General features: G+C 67.1%; 25 protein-coding genes. 19 read left to right on the top strand and 6 right to left on the bottom strand.

Annotated elements, in window-relative coordinates; genetic code table 11:
- The first annotated feature begins 11 nt into the window (after positions 1-11).
- The 3 genes from obgE (at position 12) to K9B33_RS09895 (ending at position 3,260) form a co-directional block, all read left to right on the top strand.
- Positions 12-1,109 (top strand): GTPase ObgE, encoded by a 1,098-nt coding sequence (gene obgE / locus K9B33_RS09905; protein ID WP_224548445.1) that lies wholly within the window; start codon positions 12-14, stop codon positions 1,107-1,109.
- 100 nt (positions 1,110-1,209) lie between these two features.
- Positions 1,210-2,337 (top strand): glutamate 5-kinase, encoded by a 1,128-nt coding sequence (proB, locus tag K9B33_RS09900; protein WP_224548444.1) that lies wholly within the window; start codon positions 1,210-1,212, stop codon positions 2,335-2,337.
- A gap of 26 nt (positions 2,338-2,363) precedes the next feature.
- Positions 2,364-3,260 carry an NAD-dependent epimerase/dehydratase family protein gene (locus K9B33_RS09895; protein ID WP_224548443.1) on the top strand — a complete coding sequence of 299 codons (897 nt, stop codon included), beginning with the start codon at positions 2,364-2,366 and terminating at the stop codon, positions 3,258-3,260.
- Positions 3,261-3,274: 14 nt separating this feature from the next.
- On the opposite strand, the gene K9B33_RS09890 is transcribed toward K9B33_RS09895, so the two are convergent.
- Together K9B33_RS09890 and radA are read right to left on the bottom strand one after the other, a co-directional pair.
- Positions 3,275-3,793 (bottom strand): CvpA family protein, encoded by a 519-nt coding sequence (locus K9B33_RS09890; protein WP_224548442.1) that lies wholly within the window; start codon positions 3,791-3,793, stop codon positions 3,275-3,277.
- An 11-nt stretch (positions 3,794-3,804) separates the two neighbouring features.
- Entirely contained in the window at positions 3,805-5,172 is a 1,368-nt protein-coding gene (gene radA, locus K9B33_RS09885) for a DNA repair protein RadA (protein WP_224548529.1), read from the bottom strand.
- An 89-nt stretch (positions 5,173-5,261) separates the two neighbouring features.
- Between radA and K9B33_RS09880 the strand changes: the two genes are divergently transcribed.
- From K9B33_RS09880 to K9B33_RS09870, 3 genes are all read left to right on the top strand, one after another.
- A complete protein-coding gene (locus K9B33_RS09880) occupies positions 5,262-5,960 on the top strand; it encodes an endonuclease/exonuclease/phosphatase family protein (RefSeq protein WP_224548441.1) in 699 nt (232 codons plus the stop codon).
- Between the two features lie 66 nt (positions 5,961-6,026).
- Positions 6,027-8,360: a patatin-like protein gene (locus K9B33_RS09875; protein ID WP_224548440.1), complete on the top strand. Its 2,334-nt coding sequence runs from the start codon at positions 6,027-6,029 to the stop codon at positions 8,358-8,360.
- A 29-nt stretch (positions 8,361-8,389) separates the two neighbouring features.
- Complete coding sequence (locus K9B33_RS09870; protein WP_224548527.1) at positions 8,390-8,869, top strand: hypothetical protein; 480 nt, start codon at positions 8,390-8,392, stop codon at positions 8,867-8,869.
- Positions 8,870-8,873: 4 nt separating this feature from the next.
- On the opposite strand, the gene K9B33_RS09865 is transcribed toward K9B33_RS09870, so the two are convergent.
- A complete protein-coding gene (locus tag K9B33_RS09865; RefSeq protein ID WP_261936784.1) occupies positions 8,874-9,200 on the bottom strand; it encodes a 4a-hydroxytetrahydrobiopterin dehydratase in 327 nt (108 codons plus the stop codon).
- A 21-nt stretch (positions 9,201-9,221) separates the two neighbouring features.
- On the opposite strand from K9B33_RS09865, the gene K9B33_RS09860 reads away from it, so the two are divergent.
- The 6 genes from K9B33_RS09860 (at position 9,222) to K9B33_RS09835 (ending at position 13,271) form a co-directional block, all read left to right on the top strand.
- Positions 9,222-9,629 carry a metallopeptidase family protein gene (locus K9B33_RS09860; protein WP_066604047.1) on the top strand — a complete coding sequence of 136 codons (408 nt, stop codon included), beginning with the start codon at positions 9,222-9,224 and terminating at the stop codon, positions 9,627-9,629.
- Positions 9,626-10,225, top strand: a complete 600-nt coding sequence (gene ccmA / locus K9B33_RS09855) for a heme ABC exporter ATP-binding protein CcmA (RefSeq protein WP_224548438.1) — start codon at positions 9,626-9,628, stop codon at positions 10,223-10,225. The genes K9B33_RS09860 and ccmA overlap by 4 nt, the downstream gene beginning before the upstream one ends.
- A complete protein-coding gene (locus K9B33_RS09850) occupies positions 10,222-10,869 on the top strand; it encodes a heme exporter protein CcmB (protein ID WP_224548436.1) in 648 nt (215 codons plus the stop codon). The genes ccmA and K9B33_RS09850 overlap by 4 nt, the downstream gene beginning before the upstream one ends.
- Positions 10,870-11,017: 148 nt before the next feature.
- A complete protein-coding gene (locus K9B33_RS09845) occupies positions 11,018-11,221 on the top strand; it encodes a hypothetical protein (RefSeq protein ID WP_224548434.1) in 204 nt (67 codons plus the stop codon).
- A 127-nt stretch (positions 11,222-11,348) separates the two neighbouring features.
- Positions 11,349-12,242, top strand: coding sequence for a DMT family transporter (locus tag K9B33_RS09840; RefSeq protein WP_224548432.1), 894 nt, complete (start codon positions 11,349-11,351; stop codon positions 12,240-12,242).
- Positions 12,243-12,323: 81 nt separating this feature from the next.
- Positions 12,324-13,271: a cupin-like domain-containing protein gene (locus K9B33_RS09835; protein ID WP_224548430.1), complete on the top strand. Its 948-nt coding sequence runs from the start codon at positions 12,324-12,326 to the stop codon at positions 13,269-13,271.
- A gap of 25 nt (positions 13,272-13,296) precedes the next feature.
- Here the strand turns inward: K9B33_RS09835 and K9B33_RS09830 are convergent, their stop codons facing one another.
- Positions 13,297-13,575: a chorismate mutase gene (locus tag K9B33_RS09830; RefSeq protein WP_224548429.1), complete on the bottom strand. Its 279-nt coding sequence runs from the start codon at positions 13,573-13,575 to the stop codon at positions 13,297-13,299.
- A 104-nt stretch (positions 13,576-13,679) separates the two neighbouring features.
- Here K9B33_RS09830 and K9B33_RS09825 point away from each other — a divergent pair, with 104 nt between their 5' ends.
- Both K9B33_RS09825 and K9B33_RS09820 read left to right on the top strand, forming a co-directional pair.
- On the top strand, positions 13,680-14,708 hold the full coding sequence (locus tag K9B33_RS09825) for a polyprenyl synthetase family protein (RefSeq protein ID WP_224548428.1): 1,029 nt from the start codon (positions 13,680-13,682) through the stop codon (positions 14,706-14,708).
- A gap of 134 nt (positions 14,709-14,842) precedes the next feature.
- Complete coding sequence (locus tag K9B33_RS09820) at positions 14,843-15,622, top strand: TSUP family transporter (protein WP_224548427.1); 780 nt, start codon at positions 14,843-14,845, stop codon at positions 15,620-15,622.
- 47 nt (positions 15,623-15,669) lie between these two features.
- Here the strand turns inward: K9B33_RS09820 and K9B33_RS09815 are convergent, their stop codons facing one another.
- Positions 15,670-17,280: an ATP-binding protein gene (locus K9B33_RS09815; RefSeq protein WP_224548426.1), complete on the bottom strand. Its 1,611-nt coding sequence runs from the start codon at positions 17,278-17,280 to the stop codon at positions 15,670-15,672.
- 161 nt (positions 17,281-17,441) lie between these two features.
- On the opposite strand from K9B33_RS09815, the gene hrpB reads away from it, so the two are divergent.
- The 5 genes from hrpB to K9B33_RS09790 all read left to right on the top strand — a co-directional run bounded on the left by hrpB (position 17,442) and on the right by K9B33_RS09790 (position 24,224).
- Entirely contained in the window at positions 17,442-19,907 is a 2,466-nt protein-coding gene (gene hrpB / locus K9B33_RS09810) for an ATP-dependent helicase HrpB (RefSeq protein WP_224548425.1), read from the top strand.
- A gap of 55 nt (positions 19,908-19,962) precedes the next feature.
- Complete coding sequence (locus tag K9B33_RS09805; protein WP_224548424.1) at positions 19,963-20,241, top strand: ETC complex I subunit; 279 nt, start codon at positions 19,963-19,965, stop codon at positions 20,239-20,241.
- A 215-nt stretch (positions 20,242-20,456) separates the two neighbouring features.
- A complete protein-coding gene (locus tag K9B33_RS09800; protein ID WP_224548423.1) occupies positions 20,457-20,699 on the top strand; it encodes an acyl carrier protein in 243 nt (80 codons plus the stop codon).
- Positions 20,700-20,803: 104 nt separating this feature from the next.
- Positions 20,804-22,066: a serine palmitoyltransferase gene (gene spt, locus K9B33_RS09795; RefSeq protein ID WP_224548422.1), complete on the top strand. Its 1,263-nt coding sequence runs from the start codon at positions 20,804-20,806 to the stop codon at positions 22,064-22,066.
- A 124-nt stretch (positions 22,067-22,190) separates the two neighbouring features.
- Positions 22,191-24,224: an ATP-binding protein gene (locus K9B33_RS09790; protein ID WP_224548421.1), complete on the top strand. Its 2,034-nt coding sequence runs from the start codon at positions 22,191-22,193 to the stop codon at positions 24,222-24,224.
- Here the strand turns inward: K9B33_RS09790 and K9B33_RS09785 are convergent.
- Positions 24,181-25,059, bottom strand: coding sequence for a hypothetical protein (locus K9B33_RS09785; protein ID WP_224548420.1), 879 nt, complete (start codon positions 25,057-25,059; stop codon positions 24,181-24,183). The genes K9B33_RS09790 and K9B33_RS09785 overlap by 44 nt on opposite strands.
- Between the last annotated feature and the right edge of the window lie 6 nt (positions 25,060-25,065).

Here is a 25,065-nt window from a genome sequence, read left to right as displayed (position 1 = left end):
ATGGGCCGCCCATGCATTTTCTCGATCAAGCCAAAATCTATATCAAATCCGGCTGGGGCGGCCCCGGCGCGGTCAGTTTTCGCCGCGAAAAATATGAGGAATATGGCGGTCCCGACGGCGGCAATGGCGGCAAGGGCGGCGACATCATCTTCGAAGCGGTGCAGGGTCTCAACACCCTGATCGACTTCCGCTACACGCAGCATTTCAAGGCGCAGCGCGGCACGCCCGGCATGGGCAAGAACCGCTATGGCGCGGGCGGCAAGGATCTGATCATCAAGGTGCCGGTCGGCACGCAGATCCTGTCCGACCCCAAGCCGATTGAAGGCAGTGAGGACGAGGACGGCCATTGCGACTATGAGGACCAGGACGTCCTGGCCGACTTCACTAAGGTCGGGCAGCGCGTCACCTTCCTGCGTGGCGGCGACGGCGGCCGGGGCAACATGTCCTACAAGACCAGCACCAATCGCGCGCCGCGCCAACATGGCACGGGCTGGCCTGGCCAGGAAATGTGGGTGTGGCTGCGGCTGAAGCTGCTGGCCGATGTCGGGCTGGTGGGGATGCCGAATGCGGGCAAGTCTACGCTCATCAATCAGGTGACCAACACCAAGGCGAAGGTCGGCGCCTATGCCTTCACCACCACCAAGCCGCAACTGGGCGTGGTGTTGCACCGCGACCGCGAGTTCGTGCTGGCGGACATTCCCGGCCTGATCGCGGGCGCGGCGGAAGGGGTCGGCATCGGCGATCGCTTCCTGGGGCATATCGAGCGTTGCCGCGTCCTGCTGCACCTGATCGACGCGACGACCGACGATCCGGTCGAGGCGTTCCATATCGTCACCGAGGAACTGGCCGCTTATGGCGAGGGGCTGGACGAGAAGCCGCAGATCGTCGTGCTCAACAAGGGCGACCTGCTGGGGCAGGAGCTGATGGAGGACATTGCCGACCAACTGCGTGAAGAGGCGGGGGTCGAGGACGTGTTCATCATCTCCGGCGCGACCGGCGAGGGCGTGGGCGCGCTGCTCGACGCGGTGCTGCTGGTAATGGACGAGGATGCGCGCGAGGCGTCCGAAGATAGCGGGGAAGAAAGCGACGGGACATGGTCGCCGATCTGACGGCGCTATAGCCCTACCTCCGTTTGGTTCGAGCTTGTCGAGAACCATGCGCGAGGGTTCTCGACAAGCTCGAACCGAACGGATGTTGTTTTAGACCGCCATGAACGCCCTCTCCGGTTTCCCCCCCGCCCTCGTCCGCCGCCTGGTCGTCAAGATCGGCTCCGCGCTGCTGGTCGATCCGGCGGGCGCGGTGCGGGTGGACTGGTTGCGCACGCTGGTCGCCGATGTCGCGGTGCGTCGCGCGGCGGGGCAGCAGGTCATCATCGTGTCGTCGGGCGCGATCGCGCTGGGCGCGCGGCGGCTGAAGCTGCCCAAGGGCGGGCGCGGGTCGCTGGAGGATGCGCAGGCGGCGGCGGCGACGGGGCAGATCGCCCTCTCGCAATGCTGGGCCAGCCTGCTCGACGAAAAGGGCATCACCGCCGCACAGATGCTGGTGACGCTGGACGACCTGGAAAATCGCCGCCGTTACCTCAACGCCTCGGCCACGCTGGAGCGGCTGATGGCGCTCAATGTCGTGCCGGTGGTCAATGAGAATGACAGCGTGGCGACGGCCGAAATTCGCTTCGGCGACAATGACCGGCTGGCGGCGCGCATCGGACAGGCGGCACGGGCTGACGCGGTTGTGCTGCTTTCCGATGTCGACGGGCTTTACACCGCCAACCCGCACGCCGATGCCGGCGCCATGCTGATAGAGACGATAGAGACGATCGACGCGCGGATCGCGGCTATGGCCGATGACGGATCGGCGTCGGGCATGGGATCGGGCGGCATGGTGTCGAAAATCCAGGCCGCGCGGATCGCAACCGGCGCGGGCGCGCATCTGGCGATCATTTCGGGCAAGGTGGACGCGCCGTTGTCCCACTGGGCCGGTGGCGGCAAGGGATCGATCTTCCTCGCCGCGCAAGGAAAAGGCGCGCGCAAGGGCTGGCTGGCCGGACGGCTGACCACGCGCGGGCGGATCATCGTCGATGCAGGCGCGGAAAAGGCGCTGACTAAAGGCAACAGCCTGCTGCCCGCCGGGGTCGCGCGCGTCGAGGGCGTGTTCGATCGCGGCGACGTGGTCGACATCGTCGCGCAGGACGGTCGGGTGATTGCGCGCGGGTTGATCGAATATGACAGCGAGGCCGCGGTGAAGATCGCAGGCAGGCGCAGCGAGGATATCGCTGCGCTGCTGGGCGAAATGCCGCGGTCCGTACTGGTCCATCGCGACCATATGGCGATGGTCTGAGCGACATGCAGCAGATGCGGATTGCCATGACCGGCGCGACGGGCTTCGTCGGCGCCGAAACGCTGGAGCAGGCGTTGGCGGATGGATTGCGCATCAATGCGCTGACTCGCCGGGCGCAGCCGCCGCGCGCGAAACTGAAATGGGTGCATGGGTCGCTGGAGGATGGCGCCGCGCTCGATACGCTGGTGCGCGACGCCGATGCGGTGATCCACATTGCCGGCGTGGTGAACGCGCCCGACCGCGACGGTTTCGAGGCGGGCAATGCGCGCGGCACCATGGCGGTGGTCGATGCGATGCGGAAGCGCGGGATCAAAAGGCTGGTGCATGTGTCGTCGCTGGCGGCGCGGGAGCCGGGCCTGTCCGACTATGGATGGTCCAAGGAACTGGCCGAGAAGCATGTGAAGGCGAGCGGGCTGGACTGGACCATCGTGCGGCCTCCGGCGATATACGGGCCGGGCGACAAGGAGATGCTGGAGCTTTTCCGCATGGCCAAGCGCGGCATCATGCTGCTGCCGCCGGGCGGGCGGTTGTCGGTGATCCATGTGCGCGATCTGGCGGCGCTGCTGCTGTCCTTGACGCAGGAGCGTGAAAACAGCCTGACGCGCACCTATGAGGTGGATGACGGCACGCCGGGCGGCTGGGATCATCAGGATTTCGGGGCCGCGATCGGCCGGGCTGTAGGGCGGACGGTGCGGACCTTCGCCACGCCGGAATGGCTGCTGAACATCGCGGCGCGGACCGACCGGATGGTGCGGGGCCGGAATGCCAAATTGACGCCGGATCGGGTCGATTATTTCTGCCATCCCGACTGGGTAGTGGGCAAGCGCAAGCAGCCGCCCAAGCGGCTATGGTTACCACAGGTGAAGACGCAGGACGGGTTACAGGCGACGGCTGCGGCCTATCGGGAGAAGGGGTGGCTGTAACCGCTCAACGGAGGTTACTGGTTTTCCATCGCCGGCTTCTTCGCGCGCTGTTCCGCCAGAAATTCGCTGATCGCCTGACCGCTGGCATTGAGCAGCGGATAGGTGCGGGCGTCCGATAGCCAGTCGGGGCGGCGCGCGCCGCTGCCGTAGAATGTGTCGTAGACCAGACTGAAGGCGAGGAAGAGCAGGGTTGCGCCGATCAGGCCCTTCACCGCGCCGAAGCCCGCGCCCAGCACCCGGTCGACCGGCCCCAGCACCGATTGTCGGGTGCGGCGGCCAATGGCGTGGGCGATCAGCTTGCCCGCGCCGAAGGTCACGCCAAACACCAGCACCAGCGCCAGGATCGCCGCGCCGCTGGCGGTGCCGACGAAAGGGGTCAGCACTTCGGCGACCGAGGCATGGAACAGGCGGATGCAGAAGATCGCCAGCACCCAGGCGATGAGCGAGAGGGTTTCGAGCACGAAACCGCGCATGAGGCCCAGCACGGCGCAACCGCCGATGGCGAGCAGGACGGATATGTCGATGGCGTTCATTGCGCCTGTGGCTATCCGCGTCCCAGCATCTGGTCAACAAGCTGCGCGAGGGTGCGAAAACCGCTGACCGCGATTCCCTTCACCCCGTCCGCCGCGGCGGCGGGGATGAAGGCCCGGTTGAAGCCGAGCTTGGCGGCTTCGCGCAGGCGCAGCGGGGCATGGGCAACGGCACGAATCTCGCTCGACAGCGCGATTTCGCCGAACAGGACCACGTCGGAGGGCAACGGCTTTTCCGACAAAGCCGACACCAGAGCGGCGGCGACGGCGAGGTCCGCGGCAGGATCGGACAGGCGATAGCCGCCCGCGACGTTCAGATAGACTTCGCAGGTCGAGAAGCTGAGGCCACAGCGCGCCTCCAGCACGGCCAGCACCATGGCGAGCCGCCCGCTGTCCCAGCCGACCACCGCGCGCCGGGGGGTCGCGCCGCTCGACAGGCGCACGACCAGCGCCTGGATTTCGACCAGCACCGGCCGCGTGCCTTCCAGTGCGGGGAAGACGGTCGCGCCCGTCACCGTCTCGTCGCGCTGGGTCAGGAACAGGGCGGACGGATTGGCGACCTCCTCCAGTCCTTCGGCGACCATGGCGAAGACGCCGATCTCGTCGGTGCCGCCGAAGCGATTCTTGATCGCGCGCAGAATGCGATATTGGTGGCTGCGCTCGCCCTCGAACGCCAGCACGGTATCGACCATATGTTCCAGCACGCGCGGGCCGGCGATGCTGCCGTCCTTGGTCACATGGCCGACCAGGATCAGGGCGGTGCCGCGTTGCTTGGCGAATTTGATCAGTTCCTGCGACGAGGCGCGGACCTGGCTGACGGTGCCCGGCGCGCCCTCGATCAGGTCGCTATGCATCGTCTGGATCGAATCGATCACCAGCAGGGCGGGCGGCGGCCCTTCGCTCAGGGTCGTCAGTATGTCGCGCACCGACGTCGCGCTGGCGAGCATGACCGGCGCATTGCCCAGGCCCAGCCGCTGCGCGCGCAAGCGGACCTGGTCGGTCGCTTCCTCGCCGCTGATATAGGCGACGGACAGCCCGCGCGCGGCGACCCGCGCGGCCGCTTGCAGCAGAAGCGTCGATTTGCCGATGCCCGGATCGCCGCCGATCAGCGTCGCGGAACCCGCGACGATGCCGCCGCCCAGCGCCCGGTCGAACTCGGCGATGCCGGTGCTGGTGCGCGGGGGCAGTTCGACCTTGCTGTCGAGGCCGATCAGCGTGATCGCCCGGCCGCCATTTTGCAGGTCGTGGCGCGAGGAGAAGACGGTTTCGGCCGCTTCCTCGACGATGCTGTTCCACTCGCCGCAATCCTCGCACTGGCCCTGCCAGCGGGCCGCGACGGTGCCGCATTGCTGACAGACGAATTTGCGCTTTGCCTTGGCCATGGGGTCGATATGGCGGGCAAGTGCGAACAATGCAAGAACATCGATTGCGTCGCTGGAAACATCCGGCGCGCTGGCGCATTGTTACGGCCATGAAAACTATCCGCGTCGCGAGCTATAATATCCGCAAAGCCATCGGCACCGACCGGCGGCGGATGCCCGAACGGGTGCTGGAGGTGCTGGCGGAAGTCGACGCCGATATTATCGCTTTGCAGGAGGCCGACCGGCGTTTCGGCGTGCGGTCGGCGGCGATCCCGCCACGGCTGATGGACAGCCAGAGCGACTATAAAGCGGTGCCGCTGGACGTACAGGCCGATTCGATGGGATGGCACGGCAATGCGCTGCTAGTGCGCAAGAACGCCGAACTGGGCGCACATGACGTGCTGCACCTGCCCTATCTGGAGCCGCGCGGCGCGACCATGGCGGAGGTGACGACGGGCGGCGCGAGCCTGCGCGTGTTCGGGATGCATCTCGACCTGTCGGGCCTGTGGCGACGCAAGCAGGCCGCCGCGGTGATCCATGCCGCGGCGCAGGGCGCGGCGATGCCGACGATCTTGATGGGCGATCTCAACGAATGGAGCGCCGGGCGAGGCTGCCTGGCCGACTTTGCGCGCCATTACAGCTTTGCGCCCTGCGGCCGGAGCTTCCATGCGCGGCGGCCGGTGGCGCGGCTCGACCGGATCATGCATTGCGGCAAGCTGACGCTCAAGGATTGCGGGGTGCATGAAAGCGCCGCGGCAAGGAAGGCGTCGGACCATCTGCCGATCTGGGCCGAGTTTGCGGTTGGGTAACCGCTGCCTCCGTTGTTTTGGCTTGTCAGCCTCGACAAGTCCGCCGCGCTCTGCGACGCTTGCCCCATGAAGGAGCGGGAATTGCGCCTGGCGCTGGTCTGCTATGGCGGCATCAGCCTGGCGATCTACATGCATGGCATCACCAAGGAGGTGTGGCATCTGGCCCGCGCCAGCCGCGCCTTCCATGAGGGCGCATCGGGCGGCGGCGGCAGCGAGACGGTCTATGCCCAGGTGCTGGCAGCGATGGAGGCGGCCAGCGGCGTGCGACTGCGCGTCATGCCGGACATCATCGCGGGCGCCAGCGCGGGCGGGATCAACGGCATCTTCCTGGCGCAGGCGATCGAGACGGGCCAGTCGCTGGAGCCCCTGACACGCATGTGGCTGGACAATGCCGACGTCGACCGGCTGCTGGACCCCGATGCGCGGCCGGCCCGCGCCATGACCAAATTCTGGGCCACGCCCCTGGTCTGGATGGCGGCGCGGCGGCCGGGCGACGCGGTGGAGCGCACCGTGGCCCCGGACACGCGCGAGGAAGTGCGGATGAAACTCTCCCGCTTCATCCGGTCGCGCTGGTTCGAGCCACCCTTTGGCGGAGAGATATTCTCCACCATGTTGATCGACGCCTTCGACGCAATGGCGGCGACCGGCAACGGTCCGCCGCTGCTACCCGACGGACATCCGCTGGACCTGTTCGTCACCGTCACCGATTTCGAGGGGCATCCGCAAAGCCTGAACCTCAACAGCCCGCCGCAGGTTATCGAGACGGAGCATCGGCTGTCGATCGGCTTCAAGGCGCGCGGACGCGGGGAGCGACCGTTCGCCGATCAGGCCGAACTGGTGTTCGCGGCGCGCGCGACCGCCAGCTTCCCCGGCGCCTTCCCGCCCTTCACCGTGCGCGAACTGGACCGGGTGTTGAAGCGCCGCCATCGCGCCTGGCCGACTCGCGACGCCTTTCTGGGCCGCGCCCTGCCCCGCCATGCCGCGCGCGGGACGGCCGAGGATGCGGTGCTGATCGACGGATCGGTGCTGGCCAATGCGCCCTTCGCCCAGGCGATCGGCGCGCTGCGCAACCGGCCCTCGCGCCGTGAAGTCGACCGACGCTTCGTCTATATCGATCCCAAGCCGGGGCACCGCTCCATCCGCCTGAACAAGGAAGGCGAGCAGCAGGAGGCGCCGACCGGGGCGGACACGCCCCTGCCCGGCTTCTTCCGCACCATTTTCGGCGCGCTGTCGGACATTCCGCGCGAACAGCCGATCCGCGACAATCTGGAGGCGATCGACCGGCACAGCACGCGCATCCGGCGGATGCGGCGGATATTGGACGCGCTGCGTCCCGGCATCGAGACGGAGGTGGAGAGCGCGATCGGCAAGATGCTGTTCCTGGACCGGCCGACGCCCGCGCGCCTGTCCGCCTGGCGCGCCAAGGCGCAGCAGCGGGCGGCGAGCGCGGCGGGCTTCGCCTATCCGGCCTATGGGCACCTGAAACTGTCGGGCATCGTCGAATCGCTCTGCGCGCTGCTGTTCCGCCTGAGCGGCGAAGACAGCGCCATGATGCGCGAAAGCTATCGCCAGGCGATCTGGGCCGATATCCGCAAGGATGGCGCCGACCAGTTGAGCGCGGAGAGCGGTTCGGCCTCTGCCCCGGTCGCCTTCTTCCGCGCCCACGACCTGGCCTTTCGCATCCGCCGCCTGCGCTATCTCGCGCGGCGGTTGGCCGACACGCTGGAACTGGACGCGCAGGCCGACGATCCTGCGGTGCAGGGGATGCACGACGCCATCTATGGCGCGCTGACGCTCTATGCCGAATGCGAGGATAGCGACTTCCATGGCGCCGACGTCGCCGCGGCGGCCAAGGCGGTGTCGACCGATGCTGCCGCCGCGCTGGCGGCGGTGGCACAGGCGCGGGGGTTGAAGGCGCGGGACGAGGCGGCCGACCAGATGCTGGCCGACGCCTTCGCGGCGCTGCCCAAGACGGGGCGGCGGACGATGCTGCTCGCCTATCTGGGCTTTCCTTTCACCGATATCGCCACCCTACCGTTGCTCCAGGGTGACACTCTGGATGAATATGATCCGGTGAAAGTCGACCGGATTTCGCCGGAAGATTGTGGCGCGATACGCGGCGGTGGCGCGGCCGCCACACTCAAGGGCATTGAATTCAACAACTTCGGCGCGTTCTTTAGCAGGGTCTATCGCGAGAATGACTATCTGTGGGGCCGATTGCACGGCGCCGAGCGGCTTCTGGACATCGTGATTTCGGCAATGCCCGCAGCAAGCCGTCTTTCGCCCGACGCTCTGGCCGACTATAGGCGGGCCGCGTTTCTGGCGATCCTGGACGAAGAAGAGTCGCGGCTGCCCCATGTAGCCGATTTGATCGCCAGCTTGCGGGAGGAGATCGGGTGAGCGGGCGTTTGGGTCTGGTTCCTGTGGTGCTGATGCTGGCCCTGGCGGCTGGCTGTCGCGGCTCGTCCGCCGACAGTGCGCAGGCCGACAATGGCGCTGCGCCGCCAGTCGCGACCGTCGCCACGATCGAGCCGGACCCCACCCCGCTGCTGCCCGCGGCCGAACCGGTGGCGAAGCCGGTGAAGGCGTCGCCGCTCGTGACGGTCCGCGCCCAGCCTGCGCCGCGCAACACGCTGGACCTGCCGCCGTCCGACGATGGCGGGTCGGCGCTGCCCTTCCCGCAGGAAGTCACGGCCTTCATGGTGGACCGCGACGGGTGCGACCATTTCCGCGGCGAAGAACCCTATGACGCCGAACGACGCGCCTATATCGCCGAAAATATCGCCGAATTGTGCAGCGGCACCGACGCGAAGCTGGCGATGCTGCGGCGGCGCTATGCAGGCGATCGATCTGTGACGGCGGCCTTGCGGGGCTATGAGGACCGGATCGAGGGCGTCTCCAACTACTGAATGCTCAATCCGCCAGCGCGTCGATCGCATGGGCGAGGTCGATGTCGCGTTGTGACAGGCCGCCCGCGTCATGGGTGGTGAGAAGAATGTCCACCCGGTTATAGACGTTCGACCATTCGGGATGATGATCCGCCTTTTCGGCCAGGATCGCGACCCGCGTCATGAAGCCGAAGGCGCCGACGAAATCGATGAAGGTGAAGCGGCGCGATATCCCTTCCGGCTCCGCCACGCTGGTCCATTGCGGCAGGTCGGCCAGCGCGACGGCGCGATCCTCTTCGCTCAGTTTGCCAATCATGTCCCTATCCTCATGAAATGCCTTGGGGCCTGAAATGCCTTAGGTTATGTGGCAGGCATGTCGCACCCCGGTCAACCGCTCCGCTTCGCCCCGACCCCCCAGGAGATCGAGACGCTCGCGCTGGAGGCGCTCAGCCGCCTGCCCGACCCGTTCAACGCGCATCTGTCCGATGTCGTGCTGTTCGTGGAGGAGTTCGCGCCAGCCGACATTTTGAAGGAGATGGAGATTGACGACCCGTTCGGCCTGACCGGTTTGTATAGCGGCCGTCCGGTGGGCCAGGAGGCGCAGACCGGGGACGTGCCCCCGACCGTCCATCTGTTCCGCCGCCCGCTGCTCGACGAATGGGTCGAAACCGGCGTGCCGCTCGACGCGCTCATCACCCATGTCGTGGTGCATGAGATCGGCCATCATTTCGGCCTGTCCGACATCGATATGCATGTGCTGGAGGATATGGTCGCCTCATGAGCGGGGCGGCGCTGCGCCTGCACGGGCTGGCCTGCCTGCGCGGGGGGCGGATGCTGTTCCGGGACGTGAACCTGGCGCTGGCGCCGGGCGGCGGGGCGCTGCTGACCGGCCCCAATGGCGTGGGCAAGTCCAGCCTGTTGCGAGTCATTGCCGGGCTGCTGCCGGCCTTCGCCGGCACGGTGGAGCGAACCGGCGGGATCGCGCTGACCGACGAGCGTCTGGCGCTGGACGCCGACCTGCCGCTGCGCCCAGCGCTCGATTTCTGGGCTAGGCTGGATCGGGCCGACGGCCAGGCGGTAGCGGCGGCGCTGGACGCGATGGCGCTGACGCCACTGGCCGAGGTGCCGGTGCGGATGCTATCGACCGGGCAGCGCAAGCGCGCGATGCTGGCGCGGGTGATCGCCAGCGGGGCCGCGATCTGGCTGCTCGACGAGCCGGGCAACGGGCTGGACACGGCGTCCACGGCGTTGCTGGGCGCGGCGGTGGCGACGCATCTGGCGACAGGCGGGATCGTGGTCGCAGCCTCCCACCAGCCGCTGCCGATCGACGCGCCGGTGCTGATCGCGCTGGGCGACTATCAGGCGGAGCCGGCATGAGGCTGCTCTGGCTGCTCGCCGCGCGGGATTTGCGCCAGGCCTGGGCGTCGGCGGGGCTGTGGCTGCCAGTCGCGTTCCTGTTGCTGGTCGCCAGCCTCTACCCCTTTGCGGTCGGGCCGGATGCGGCGCTGCTGGGGCGCACCGGCGGCGGGATGCTGTGGATCGCAGCCCTGCTCGCCAGCCTGTTGCCGGTCGACCGGCTGGTCGCGCCGGACCGGGACAGCGGCGTGCTGGACCAGATCGCGCTGCGCGGCATCGGCGAGGAAATGGTGGTGATCGCCCGGCTGGCGGCGCATTGGCTGGGCTTCGGCCCGCCGCTGATGATCGCCACCCTGCCCGCCGCGGCGCTGCTGAAGCTGGACGGGGCGACGATCATACAACTGGAGATCGGGCTGTTGATCGGCACGCCCGCGCTGGCGGCGCTGGGACTGCTGGTGGCGACGCTGACCGCCGGGCTGCGATCGAGCGGCGCGCTCGCGGGATTGCTGGCGCTGCCGCTGGCGGTGCCGCTGCTGATCTTCGGCGCAGGGACGCTGGGCGACGGCAGCGGCGCGGCGTTGAAGTTCCTGGGCGCAGCGTCGCTGCTGCTGGTCGCGATCACGCCCTTCGCCGGCGGGGCGGCGATCAGGGCCGGGCGGGAATAGGCATTTCGTGACGCGGCCTCCGTTCATTGACGAACGGCGGCGAATCTGGCAGTTTCCCTTACGGCAGCCGAGAAAACATCGGCGCCAGGAGAGGATGCCCATGAACCGAATTCAAACGAATTCCGGAAATCTTTTTCATGCGCTTTTGATGCGATGCCTGGCGGACCAGCATCAGCCCACCGACGAGGAGATCGACCTTGTCGCCGGCAAGATCTGGCATGAGAGCCGCGGATCGGCGACCGGCCAGCCTTGGCTGGATGTGGCGCGGGGCAGCGATGCGCACCGGCAGATGGTCGATGCGGCCATGATGGCGCTCACCCCTTGCGCGCGGGAGCCGGCCCCGCTGCGATAGCCGCGGCGACCTCCCTGCCGAGCGGCCCAATGCCCTCTCCTTTTGACCGGGACGCGGACGCGCGCCGCCGTCCCCTCCTCTCTTCCGCCCGCTCGACATCCCCCTGCCCTTGCGCCAAAGGCGGCGGATGTTCGGTATCGTCGCATCCATTCTGTTCGTCCTGATCTGGTCCACCGGCTTCATCGTCGCGCGGGCGGTGGTGCCGCATGGGGCGCCAGAACTGATCCCGGCGGTGCGGCTGACCGCGACGACGCTGCTGCTGGGCGGGTGCGCGCTCTATGCGCGACAGGCGTGGCCGCGGGGGCGACGGCTGGGATTGCACCTGGCGGCAGGGGCGATGCTGCATGGCCTGTACCTGACCGTAAGCTGGTGGGCCGTGAGCCGGGGGATGCCGGCCGGGATCATGTCGCTGCTGGGCGCGACCCAGCCGCTGATGGTCGCGGTGGCGAGCGTCGCACTTTTGGGCGAACGCTTGCCGGGGCGGAGTTGGGCGGGCCTCGCCATCGCGATCGGCGGGGTGGTGTGCGTGTTGTTGCCGGCACTGGAGCGCAGCGGCGCCGGCGCGATCGGTCTGGTGCCGGTGGTGGCGGGTGTGATCGCGGTCATCGCCATGACCGGCGGAACGCTGATCCAGCGCGGCGCGATCGCCGGTGATCCGATCCTGATGTCGGGCGCGGCACAGAATCTGGGCGGCGCGCTGGTGGCGATCGCCGCAACGCTGATCGTTGGGGAATGGCGCTGGGACAATGACCCGCTATTGTGGATCGGCCTTGGCTGGTCGGTGCTGGGGCTGTCGGCAGCGGGGCTGTCGCTGCTCGTGTGGCTGGTGCGGCATCAGGGGCCGACGCGCATGTCTATGCTGTTGCTGCTGGTGCCGCCGCTGGCCGCCATCGAGGCATGGCTGCTGTTCGGCGAGCGGCTGGGGCCGGCGCAGCTTGTCGGGTTCGCGCTGGCGCTGGGCGGCGTGCTGCTCGGGCGGTCGCAGGGAAAGAAGATGACTGGGGTGGTGGAGCCGGCTTGATCTGCACGGGCTTGGACTAGCCCGTCACCGAACCGTCATCTTCTGCAACATCGCTGTCATGATCGCGCGATAAGGGACGACATGAGCAAGCGCCCGCCTTCCCTCCCCGCCCAGGCCAATGACATGCGAATGCAGATGGCGCTGCGGCAGATCGATTTCGGCGCTGCGCCGCGCGCGGCAGCGGTGCCCGCGCCCAAGCCGCAGACGGCCGAAGATGCGCTAGCGCTCAAGCGGCGCGACTGGCTGCTGGCGGTGCAGGAGCGGCAGCGGGCGTTGTCGCCCTATGCTTCGGGTCTGCTGACCGCGGAAAATCTGTCGGGCGAGGATTTCCTGCACAGCTTCTACGCGCCGGGTCGGCCGGTGCTGATCAAGGGTGCGATGGCCGGATGGCCGGCGCTGGAGCGCTGGACGCCCGACTATCTGGCCGAGACGGTCGGCGACGCCGAGATCGAATATCAGGGCGGGCGATCACGTGCGCAGGATTATGAGCTGAAGAAGGATAGGCACCGCAAGCGCGCGCCCTTCCGCCAGTTCATCGCCCTGGCGCGGGCGGGTGGCAACGACGCCTATCTGACCGCGTCGAACAGCGCCGCCAATGCGCCGGCGCTGGCGCCGCTGGCGGCGGACCTGGGGCATCTCGACGCCTATCTGACGCGCGCGCCGGGGATGCTGTGGATCGGCGGCGAAGGCACGTTCACGCCGCTGCACTTCGACCTGACCAACAATCTGCTGGCGCAGGTGACAGGGACCAAGCGCGTGATCCTGATCCCGCCGTCGCAAACGCAGCGGCTGGCGCACAAGTCGCATGTCTTCAGCGAGGTGCGCGACGTCACCGACCCTGCCCGGCTGGCGCTCCATCCGCAGGCGCGCGACGTGCTACGCTACGAGGTGCTGCTGACGCCGGGCGACCTGCTGTTCGTGCCCATAGGCTGGTGGCATCAGGTGCGGTCGGAAAGCTTCGCGACCATGCTGACCTATACCGGCTTCCATTGGGAGAATGCCGGGCATGAGAGCTATCCGGCGGGGTGATGTCCATCGGCATTGCGAAGGGATTTCAGCCCTCGCGCAATTGCTCGTGGTGGCGGATCACCTCGTCGATGATGAAGCGCAGGAATTTTTCGGTGAAGTCGGGGTCGAGCTTCGCGTCGAGCGCCAACTGGCGCAGGCGGGTGATCTGGCGCTCTTCCCGGCCGGGGTCGGCGGGGGGCAGGTCGTGAGTCGCCTTATATTCGCCCACGGCCTGCGTGACCTTGAACCGTTCGGCCAGCATGAACACCAGCGCCGCGTCGATATTGTCGATGCTTTCGCGATAGCGGTTCAAAGTCTCGTCCACTTGGGCCTCCGGTTCCAGATGGCGCGCTTTTTGCCGCATCCGGCGCGTCGCGCAAGCTATTCCCGCTTGCCTTTCACATTTTGCGCCGCCACATGAGCGCGGTCATGACAGCACCCGCCCCCGGTAACGTCCACCCGATCGGCCGCGCCACAGCCGCGCCTTCGCTCGCCCCCATCATGGCGCTCGTCGCCGACGGCATGAACCAGGTCAATGCCGTGATCCTGGACCGGATGCAGTCGCGCATCCCGCTGATCCCGGAACTGGCCGGCCACCTGATTGCGGGCGGCGGCAAGCGATTGCGGCCGATGCTGACCTTGGCCTGCGCCGACCTGGTCGGCTACGCGGGGTCGCGCCATTACAAATTGTCCGCCGCCGTGGAATTCATCCACACCGCCACGCTGCTGCACGACGATGTGGTCGATGGATCGGGGCTGCGTCGCGGGCGCAAGACCGCCAACATCATCTGGGGCAACAGCGCCAGCGTGCTGGTGGGCGATTTCCTCTTCTCCCGCTCCTTCGAGCTGATGGTCGAGGCGGAATCGCTCAAGGTCTTGAAGATTCTGGCCAATGCGTCGGCGGTGATCGCCGAGGGCGAGGTCAACCAATTGACCGCGCAGCGCAAGATCGACACCAGCGAAGAACAATATCTCGACATCATCGGCGCCAAGACCGCCGCTTTGTTCGCCGCCGCCTGCCGCATTTCCGCCGTGGTCGCCGACCGTGACGAGGCGGAGGAGCAGGCGCTGGACGTCTATGGCCGCAATCTGGGCATCGCCTTCCAGTTGATCGACGATGCGATCGATTATGAATCGGACGGCGCGACCATGGGCAAGGATGCGGGCGACGATTTCCGCGACGGCAAGGTCACCCTGCCGGTCATCCTGGCCTATGCGCGTGGGGATGAGGCGGATCGCGCTTTCTGGAAGGCGGCGATCGCGGGCCACAAGATCGGCGACGAAGACCTGGCCCATGCGACCGGCCTGCTCCGCCAGACCGGGGCAATCGCCGACACGCTGGCGCGCGCGCGCCATTATGGCCAGCGCGCGATCGACGCGCTGGGGCGGTTCGATGCCGGCAAGGCCAAGGCGGCCCTTACCGAAGCGGTCGAGTTCGCTATAGCGCGGGCCTATTGAGGAGACGGGCGGCGTCGCTCGTTTCCTAGCCCGTTCGGGCTGAGCCTGTCGCAGCCCATTTCTTTCATCCCAAAGAAGAGAAGCCCTTCGACAGGCTCAGGGCAAACGGGAACGATAACAAGGCCCGTCACTGCATGATCCTCTCCCCCGAAACCATCGCCTTCCTCATGGCCGCAGCAACGATGGCAGGCTGTATCGACGCGATGGCGGGCGGCGGCGGGCTCATCACCCTGCCCGCGCTGATGGCCGCCGGGATACCGCCGGTGCAGGCGGTGGCGACCAACAAGCTGCAAAGCTGTTTCGGCACGTTCGGCGCCTGTATCGCCTATGCGCGGCGCGGGCATATGGACCTCAAAACCTACAAGGCGCCGATCGCCGCCGCCTTTATCGGGTCGGTGGGCGGCGCATGGCTGTTGCAGCGGGTCGATCCGTCGATCCTGGCCGGGCTGATGCCTGCGCTGCTGATCGCGATGGCCGCCTATTTCACCTTCTCGCCCAAGCTGGGCGACGCCGATCGCCATGCGCGGGTCGGCATGGCGGGCCTGACGGGCCTTGTCGGCGTAGTCGGCTTCTATGACGGCTTTTTCGGGCCGGGCGCGGGCGCCTTCTATACCACCATATTGCTGGCGCTGGGCGGCCTGTCGATCCTGCGCGCCACGGCCCAGACCAAGGCGGCGAATTTCGCGAGCAATGTCGCCGGGCTGTTGACGATGCTGGCGGGCGGGCATGTGCTGTGGGTCGCCGGACTGGCCATGGCGGTCGGCAGCATCACCGGCGGCCAGATCGGGTCGCATCTGGCGATGCGCTTCGGGTCGCGGCTGATCAAGCCGCTGCTGATCGTCATGTCGCTGGCGCTGACCGCCAAGATGCTACTGGACCCGAAAAATCCGATCCATATCTATCTGTTCGGGTAACAGCCCTTGCGTCACCCGCTTCTCGACAGGCTCGAAGCGAACGGAAATTATTCTGCCTGCAAGAGCGTCGCCACACGACGATGCAGTTCGTCCACGGCGAAGGGCTTGGTCAGCACTTCCATGCCATGTTCGATATGGCCGTGGTTCAGCACGGCGTTTTCGGCATAGCCGGTGACGAACAATATTCGCAGGTCTGGGCGCAGCGTGCGGGCGGCGTCGGCGACCTGGCGGCCATTGAGGCCACCGGGCAGGCCGACATCGGTGATGAGCAGGTCGATCCGACCACGGGATTCCAGAATGCGCAGGCCCGACGGGCCATCCGCCGCCTCCAGGCAATGATAGCCCAGGTCGCCGAGCGCATCGACGATCAGCATCCGCACCGACGGTTCGTCGTCGATCACCAGCACCGTCTCCCCCGCTTCCGCCTCGACCGCCGGTTCGGCGATGTCGGGCGCATCCACATCCTCCTCGCCGCGATGGCGGGGCAGGTAGATGCACACCATCGTGCCGTCGCCCGGTTCGGAATAGATGCGGACATGGCCGTTGCTCTGGCGCGCAAAGCCATAGACCATGGATAGGCCGAGGCCCGTGCCCTGCCCTATCGGCTTTGTGGTGAAGAACGGATCGAACACCCGATCCAGGATCGCCTTGTCGATGCCGGTCCCGGTATCGCTGGTGCAGACGGTGACATATTGGCCGGGCGTCAGGCCATGGTCGCGCGCGGTGCGATCGTCCAGCCAGCGATTGCCCGTCTCGATCGTGATCTTGCCGCCCACCGGCATCGCGTCGCGGGCATTGATGCAGAGGTTGAGCAGCGCATTTTCAAGCTGGTTGGCATCGACCAAGGCGGGCCACAGGCCGGAGGCGGCGATCGTCTGCACCTCGATCTGCGGACCGACGGTGCGCCGGACCAGTTCGGAAAAATCGCCGAGCAGCCGGTTGATGACGGTCGGCTTGGGAGTGAGCGTCTGGCGGCGGGAGAAAGCGAGCAGACGATGGGTAAGCGCCGCGGCGCGGCGGGTCGCGCCCTGCCCGGCGGTCAGATATTTGTCGATATCCCCCGTGCGGCCCTGCGCCAGCCGGACGCCGATCATTTCGAACGCGCCGGAAATGCCGGCCAGAAGATTGTTGAAATCATGGGCGAGACCGCCGGTCAGTTGCCCGACCGCCTCCATCTTTTGCGCCTGGCGCAGCGCGCTTTCCGCCTCTTCCCGCTCGGCCAGCGCCTGTTCGATCCGCAATTCCAGCGTTTCGTTGAGGTCGTGCAGCGCCTTTTGCGCCTTCACCTGCGCGCTGATGTCCTTGAACAGGACCGCGACCTGCCGATTTTCGAACGGGCCGACGCGGAAGGAAGAGACATCGAGATAATGGCCGGTCTTTTCCAGCTCTCGCTGAAAGCGGATCGGCTTGCCCGTCCGCAGGACGCCGCCATAAAGTTCGACCCAGCCATCGGCCTCGTCCGGCACCATTTCGCGCAGCTTCTGGCCCACCACATTGGAGATGCCGGCATTGCGTTCATAGGCGGGATTCGCCTCGACATGGATATAGTCGCTCAAGGGACCGTGGGGACCATCGAAAAATTCGATGATGCAGAAGCCGTCCTCCATCGTTTCGAACAGGATGCGATAGCGTTCCGCATCCCCGATCAGGCTGTCCATTGCGCTTGTCGTCCCTTCGTCTGCGCCGCGTCCATGTTCGCGGCAGACGAATATGGATCAATCCCTTTGGCCGCGGAACGTGCGGCAAGGCAACTGTTTCCATGGGCGCTTGCTTTTTGCGCGGCTTGCGATTTGCCGCAATCGGGGCGAGAGGAGGCGCGATGAGCGACCTGCCGATCCACGCTGTCCTGCCCGACCTGCTCGCCGCCTTGCGGACGGGCAGCAATGCGGTGCTGGTGGCGCCGCCGGGCGCGGGCAAGACGACGGCGGTCGCGCCGGCGCTGCTGGGCGAGCCATGGTGCACGGGCCAGGTGCTGCTGCTCTCGCCGCGCCGACTGGCCGCGCGGGCGGCTGCGGAGCGCATCGCCGAGATGATGGGCGAGCAGCCAGGCGGCACGGTCGGCTATGCGACGCGGATGGACAGCAAAGTGTCGGCGCGGACGCGCCTGCTGGTGCTGACCGAGGGTATCTTCGTGCGGCGGATACAGGACGACCCGGAACTGGCGGGCGTGTCGGCGGTGTTGTTCGACGAAGTGCATGAGCGCAGCCTGGACAGCGATTTCGGGCTGGCTCTGGCGCTGGATGCCCAAAGCGCGTTGCGGCCCGACCTGCGGGTCGTGCCGATGTCCGCGACGCTGGACGGCGCGCGCTTTGCGAGCCTGCTTGCCAATGCCGAACGATCCGCGCCGGTGATCGAGAGCGAGGGCCGCATCCAGCCACTGGAGCTGCGTCATATCGGACGCGCGGCGGAAAAGAAGATCGAGGATGAAATGGCGGCGGCGATCCGCCGGGCGCTGGCGGAGGAAGCCGAGGGCGACCTGCTCGCCTTCCTGCCCGGCATGCGCGAGATCGAGCGGACGGCGGAGCGGATAGAGGGCATCGCCGAGGTGCATATGCTGCATGGGTCGCTCGATCCCGGCGCGCAGCGGGCAGCGATAAGGCGCTCCCGCTCAGGCGCGCGAAAGGTCATTCTTGCCACCAGCATCGCGGAAACCAGCCTGACGATCGACGGTGTGCGGATCGTGGTGGACAGCGGGTTGGCCCGGCGGCCGCGCTATGATCGCGCGGCGGGGGTGACGCGGCTGGTCACGGAACGGGCCAGCCAGGCGTCGGCAATCCAGCGCGCCGGTCGCGCGGCGCGGCAGCGGCCCGGCGTCGCCTATCGGCTGTGGGAAGCGGCGGCGAGCGCGGGGATGCCGCCCTTCGATCCGCCGGAGATATTGGAAAGCGACCTGTCCAGCCTGCTGCTCGATTGCGCGCTGTGGGGGGTGAGCGATCCGGGCACATTGCGCTGGCTCGATCCGCCGCCCGCTGCGGCGGTGGAGGAAGCGCGCAGGCGGCTGACCGTGCTGGAGGCGCTGGACGAGGACGGACGCATCACGCCGCATGGCAAGGCGCTGGCGACGCTGCCGCTGTCCCCGCGCATCGCCCATATGCTGGTGCGCGCGGGCGAGATGGGGCTGGCGGATGTCGCGGCCGAAGTCGCCGTGCTGCTGGGCGAGCGCGGCGTGGGCGGGCAGGACACCGACCTGACCCTGCGGCGACAGCGCTGGCGGCGCGAAAGCGGCAAGCGGGCCGACGCAGCGCGGGGCTTGGCGCGGCGGTGGGCGCGGCTGGTGCAGCGCGCGCCGGGCAATGGCGACGGCGACCATGCGGTCGGCCTGTGCCTCGCCCTCGCCTTCCCCGATCGCGTCGCCAAGCGCCGCTCCGCCGACGGCGCGGACTGGGCGAGCGTGGGCGGGCGCGGATTTCGGCTTGATCCCCTGTCGCCGCTGGCGCGCGAGGCGTGGCTGGCGGTGGGCGAGGTGCAGGGCAGCGCGGCGGGCGCGCGCATCCTGTCCGCCGCGCCGATCGGCGAGAGCGAGGTGATCGCCCTGTTCGGCGCGCGGATAGCCGAGCATCGCACGGTCAGGTTCCGCCCGGCCAATGGCGGGATCGAGGCGTTGCGCGAGCGACGGCTGGGCGCGGTGCGGCTGTCGTCGGGTTCCGACGACCGGCCCGACCCGGATGCCGTGGTCGCGGCGCTGGTCGATGGCGTGCGGCAGGGCGGGATCGACCTCCTCCCCTGGTCGGAAGCGGCGCAATCGCTGCGGATGCGGGCTGGCTTTGCCGGGGTAGAGGCAATGTCCGATACCGCTTTGATCGCGACACTGGACGATTGGTTGCCGGCGCTACTGACGGGCAAGCGGCGGCTTTCGGACATCGATCGCTCGCAGCTATCCGGCGTGCTGGAGGGGCTGATCGGCTGGGACGGCAAGAGCCAGCTCGACCGGCTCGCCCCGCCCGATTTCCGCTCGCCCGCCGGCAGTAGCCATGCGATCGACTATGCCGCCGAGGGCGGGCCGCGGGTGGAGTTGCGGGTGCAGGCGCTGTTCGGGCTGGCCGAGCATCCGACGGTGGGCAGCCAGCGCATTCCGCTGGTCCTGTCGCTCACATCGCCTGCCGGACGGCCGATCCAGACGACGCGCGACCTGCCCGGCTTCTGGGCGGGCAACTGGCGCGACGTCGCCAAGGAAATGCGCGGCCGCTATCCGCGCCATCCCTGGCCCGACGATCCGGCCGGAGCCAGCGCCACATTGCGCACCAAAAATGCCGACGCCAGAGGACATGCCTCCCGGAAGTCTTGACTTGGGCGCGGCCGCTGGTGCAACGCAGCATGACGTATTACCGGAGTCTTTCGCGATGAGCGCGCGCATTTACCAGATCCAGAAGAACGCCCTCCAGTCCGGCAAGGCGCTGACCCATAAATGGGTGCTGGAATATGCGCCCGCCGAAGCCAAGCAGGCCGATCCGCTGACCGGCTGGGCCGGTTCGGGCGACACCAAGCAGCAATTGAAGCTGAGCTTCACCTCGCAGGAGGCCGCGATCGCCTATGCAGACAAGCAGGGCGTCGCCTATACCGTCATCGCAACGCCGCCCAAGACGCTGAAATTGCAGGCCTACGCCGACAATTTCCGGTAGGCGCCCGCTTTCGCTGCTTCATATTCGGGCGCGATGCTGCCCGATTGACGCCTTATTCGCTTGCCAAAGAGCGGATCAGAGTCCCATCCGATTGCATCGGATAATGCTCTGATTATTTTTGCTTACCGCATTTTGCGAGTCGTCGGCTGTTCCAGCCGACTTCAAAATGCTTTGGGCGGCAAATGCCGCGCTTTGACGGAAAGATTTTCACGATAATGACGGATCGCACCGATATTTTCGACAGCATCGCGGCCCAGATCGCGCCCTTCAACAAAAAGGGCGTCGACCTCACCGAAGCCACCACCTTCGCCGGCGACCTGGAATGGGACAGCCTGACGGTGATGGATTTCGTCGCGGCGATCGAGGATGAGTTCGACATCATCATCACCATGAACATGCAGGCCGAGATCGAAACCGTCGGCCAGTTGGTGGACGCGGTCGCCAAGCTGAAGGGCTAAGCGCCCACCCTGTCCCCGTTCGCTTCGATCCTGTCGAGAAGGATGCGCTTGGTTCTCGACAAGTTCGAACCTAACGGAGGTTTAGAACCGAACGGATTTTACATATGACCGACGCTGCCGCCACCGCGAACGACGCCCACACCCCGGCCGAAACGCCCGCCGCGCGCGACCTGTTTTCCAAATTCGACGCCCTGATCGCCGAGCGCGAGGCGCTGCTGGCGACCGGCGTGCGCGATCCCTTCGCCATCGTGATGGACGAGGTGAAGTCGCCGACCCAGGCCGTCATCAAGGGCAAGGACACGATCCTGCTCGGCACCTATAATTATATGGGCATGACGTTCGACCCGGACGTCGTCGCGGCCGGCAAGAAGGCGCTGGACGAATTCGGCGCCGGCACCACCGGCAGCCGCGTCCTGAACGGCACCTATCAGGGCCATGCCGAAGTCGAGACGGCGCTGCGCGAATTTTATGGCACCAGCGGCGCGATGGTCTTTTCGACCGGATACCAGGCCAATCTGGGCGTGATTTCGACGCTGGCGGGCAAGGGCGACTATGTCATCCTGGACGCCGACAGCCATGCGTCCATCTATGACGGTTGTTTCCTGGGCGACGCGGAGATCGTCCGCTTCCGCCACAACAGCGTCGAGGATCTGGGCAAACGCCTGGCCCGCCTGCCCGCCGACGCACTGAAGCTGGTGGTGCTGGAAGGCGTCTATTCGATGCTGGGCGACGTCGCCCCCCTGCCCGAGATGGTGGCGGCCGTGCGCCAGCATCCCAACTGCATGATCCTGGTGGACGAAGCCCATGGCATGGGATTTTTTGGGCAGAACGGCCGGGGCGTCTATGAGGAACAGGGCGTCGAGGCCGATGTCGATTTCGTCGTCGGCACCTTCTCCAAATCGGTCGGCACGGTCGGCGGCTTCTGCGTCTCCAACCATCCCAAGTTCGAGATTTTGCGCCTCGTCTGCCGCCCCTATGTCTTCACCGCCTCGCTGCCGCCCAGCGTCGTGGCGACCGCCGCGACCAGCATCCGCAAGCTGATGCATGCGAGCGACAAGCGCGCCCATCTGTGGAAGAACAGCCAGCGGCTGCACAAGGGGCTGACCGACCTCGGCTTCACCCTGGGCACCAAGACGCCGCAGTCGGCGATCATCGCCGTGATCCTGACCGACCAGACCCAGGCGGTCGCGATGTGGCAGACGCTGCTGGAACTGGGCCTCTACGTCAACATGGCGCGCCCGCCCGCGACCCCGGCCGGCACCTTCCTGCTGCGTTGCTCGCTGTGCGCCGAACATAGCGACGAACAGGTCGAACAGATCATCGGCATGTTCGAAGCCGCAGGCAAGGCGACCGGGGCGATCGGCTGATCGCCGGCAGTCGCGGCGCCAACGCGCCCGATCGAGGCGTTTGCACGACGGAATGACGTCATTTTACGGAACTTTTTACCTGCGATATTTCGCGGTTAATGTTGTTCGTCTAGTGTAACGGTCCATGGCCGACAGCGACCATCAGTTTGAACGGGATCCGGAAGGGTGGGCCAGAAGCTGGCGCGCGCTGACGCGGCGCGTCCTGCCGCTGCTGCTGGCCGCCTTGCTGATCGGATCGCTGGGTGCGCTGCTCTACAGCGCCAGCAACGCGTCGCAGGACCATGCGCAGGCGCTTGCCGAACAGCAGAGCAGCTTCGAGGTAATCGCGCTGGCGCGCGGTTTCGAGGCGCGTATGGCCCGCGCCGAGGTGACGCTGGCGCGCTATGTCATCAGTCTCGATCCCGACACAGGACGGCTGTTTCAGGATCAGTGGCGCGGCGCCGCCAGCCAGTTGAAGGCGCTGACCTACGCCACGCGCCGGTCGGGCTGGCAGCATGGCAATGTCGAAGCGCTGCATTATGCCTTCATCCAGCGCGGCAAGACGCTGAGCGAGATCGGCCTGCGCACCACCTACGACCAGAAAATGACGGCGCTGGGCCGCTTTCACCAGGCCGGCAAGAGCCAGGATCTGCGCCGTATCACCGCCCTGCTCGACCTGGTCATCAAGGCGGAGAATGACCGGCTGCGCGAACGCAGCCTGGCGGTGACTCTGGCGGGCGACCGCAGCGAATGGGTGGGCAAGACGTCGCGGCTGGTCGGGCTGGCGATGCTGGTGTGCATATTGTTCGGCGTCTGGTTCGCCAACACGGCCTTTCGCGAACGACGGACGGCGCGGCGGCTGGCGGAGGCGGAAACAGAGCGGGCCGACCGGCTGGAGGCGGCAGTCGCAGCGCGCACGGCCGAACTGTCCGACGCCTATGACCAGTTGAAGCGGGAATCGGCGGAGCGGGCCGCGGCCGAACATGATCTGCGCCAGATGCAGAAGATGGACGCGGTGGGCCAGTTGACCGGCGGCATCGCCCATGATTTCAACAATATGCTGGCGGTCGTGGTCGGCGGACTGGAACTGGCCAAGCGCAAGTTCCGGCTGAAGCCCGAAGAGGCCAGCCGGCATCTGGACAATGCGATGGAGGGGGCCAATCGCGCCTCCGCGCTGACGCGCCGGTTGCTGGCCTTCGCCCGGTCCGAACCCTTGCTGCCCAGCGCGGTCGATCCCGATGCGCTGTTGTCGGGCATGGCCGACCTGATCGACCGCACCATCGGCGACCAGATCACCGTCCGCTTCGCCCAGGGGGCGAGCGACTGGCGCATTTTCGTCGACCAGCATCAGATGGAAAATGCGATCCTGAATCTGTGCGTCAACGCGCGCGATGCCATGGATGGACGCGGGCAACTGACGCTGGCGACCGGCCAGACGGCGCTGGCGGCGGGCGAGATCGGCGAATGCGCGGCGGGCGACTATGTCACCGTGACCGTTATCGACGATGGATGCGGCATGACGCCCGATGTGCTGGCGCGCGTGTTCGAACCCTTCTTCACCACCAAGCCGGTGGGCAAGGGCACGGGCCTGGGCCTCAGCCAGATTTTCGGCTTCGTCCGCCAATGCCGCGGCGAGGTGCGAATCGAATCGGCGCCGGGCGAGGGTAGCAGCGTGCATCTCTACCTGCCGCGGTCCATCGTGGAGGGCGAAGTCGCCAATGCCGAGGTCAGCTTCGCGCGCGCGCCGGTCGAACAGCCGCCGACCCGCATCCTGGTGGTGGAGGACGATCCGCGCGTGCTGAACCAGACGATGGCGGCGCTTAGCGAGCTGGGCCACCTGCCGATCGCCTGCGACCATCCGGCCAAAGCGGCGAAATTGCTGGCCAATAATGGCGACGTCGGCCTGATCATCAGCGACGTGCTGATGCCCGACATGACCGGGCCGGAAATGGTGAAGGCGCTGCCGGCCCGTTTCCGCCACCTGCCCGTGCTGTTCGTCACGGGCTATGCCGGCGACGCCAATGACAGCGCCAATTTCGAGGGGCATCAGGTGCTGCGCAAGCCCTACACGCTGATGGCGCTGGGGCAGGCATTGGCGACGACGCTCGGCGGGCAAGCGCTTTACGGGCAATCCCTCAGCGAATCGCACCACCCCGGAACAGCCGCGGCAGCAGAGTGAGCGCGCCCAGCAGCGGCCAGCGCCGTTGCCAGGGTTTGATCGCGATCTGCGTACCGGCATGGCGATTGATCTTCCACGCCAGATAATCGATGCCGCCCGCATAGGTGAAGCTGGCCTTGGCCAGGCGGATCACGGACAGCCGTTTGCCGCGGCGCTGGAGACCGCGCCAGCGCGCGGGCGCGTCCGCCGGCGAGGACGGCAGGCCATCGGCCAACGCGGCCTCCCCGACGCGGCGATAGCGTTCCGGATCGGCATCGACGATCGAGAGCGAGCGCCCCTTTTTCTCGGCACGCAGCTCCGCATTATAGGTGAGGGTGAAGCCGGTCCGCCACAAGGCGAGCGCATCGCCCTGCCCCTCCGCCATCGGCCGCGCCAGCGCGAGCAGGGTCGGCGCAGCCTGCGCAACCGCGGCGACGGCCCGCTGGCGAGCGAGATCGTCGGCGGCCCAGAGCAGGCGCGAAGGCTGGGCGAAGCGCGCCCAGACCGAGACATTGTCGGCCTCCATGCCGTTCAACCGGGCGAAGTCGGCTTCGGACAGGACCGCATATTTGGCGATCAGGCCCTGATGCTCGAACGGAAAGACATTGGGCGGGATCAGGCGATTGGCGCGCGCCAGCCAGCTTTGGCCATAGGCGGCGGGATAGTCCGACACGATCAGGTAGAAATCGAGCATCAGCCCGTCGAGATTTTGCTCGCGCAGGCAGGAGCCGTAGAAAAGGACAGCGCGGGCGGCCTGCGGATATTTCGCCGCGAGCGCCCCCGCCATCGCCGCCGCGCGGGGATCGGCCGGGGCGCTCAGTTCCGCGGTGACGAGGGGAAGAAGCTGGCTGGGCATTGGACC

Origin of the sequence: Sphingobium sp. 3R8 (genome assembly GCF_020166615.1) — a bacterium.
GTDB classification, from domain to species: Bacteria; Pseudomonadota; Alphaproteobacteria; order Sphingomonadales; family Sphingomonadaceae; genus Sphingobium; species Sphingobium bisphenolicum.
This window is presented reverse-complemented; position numbering and strand designations above follow the sequence as displayed.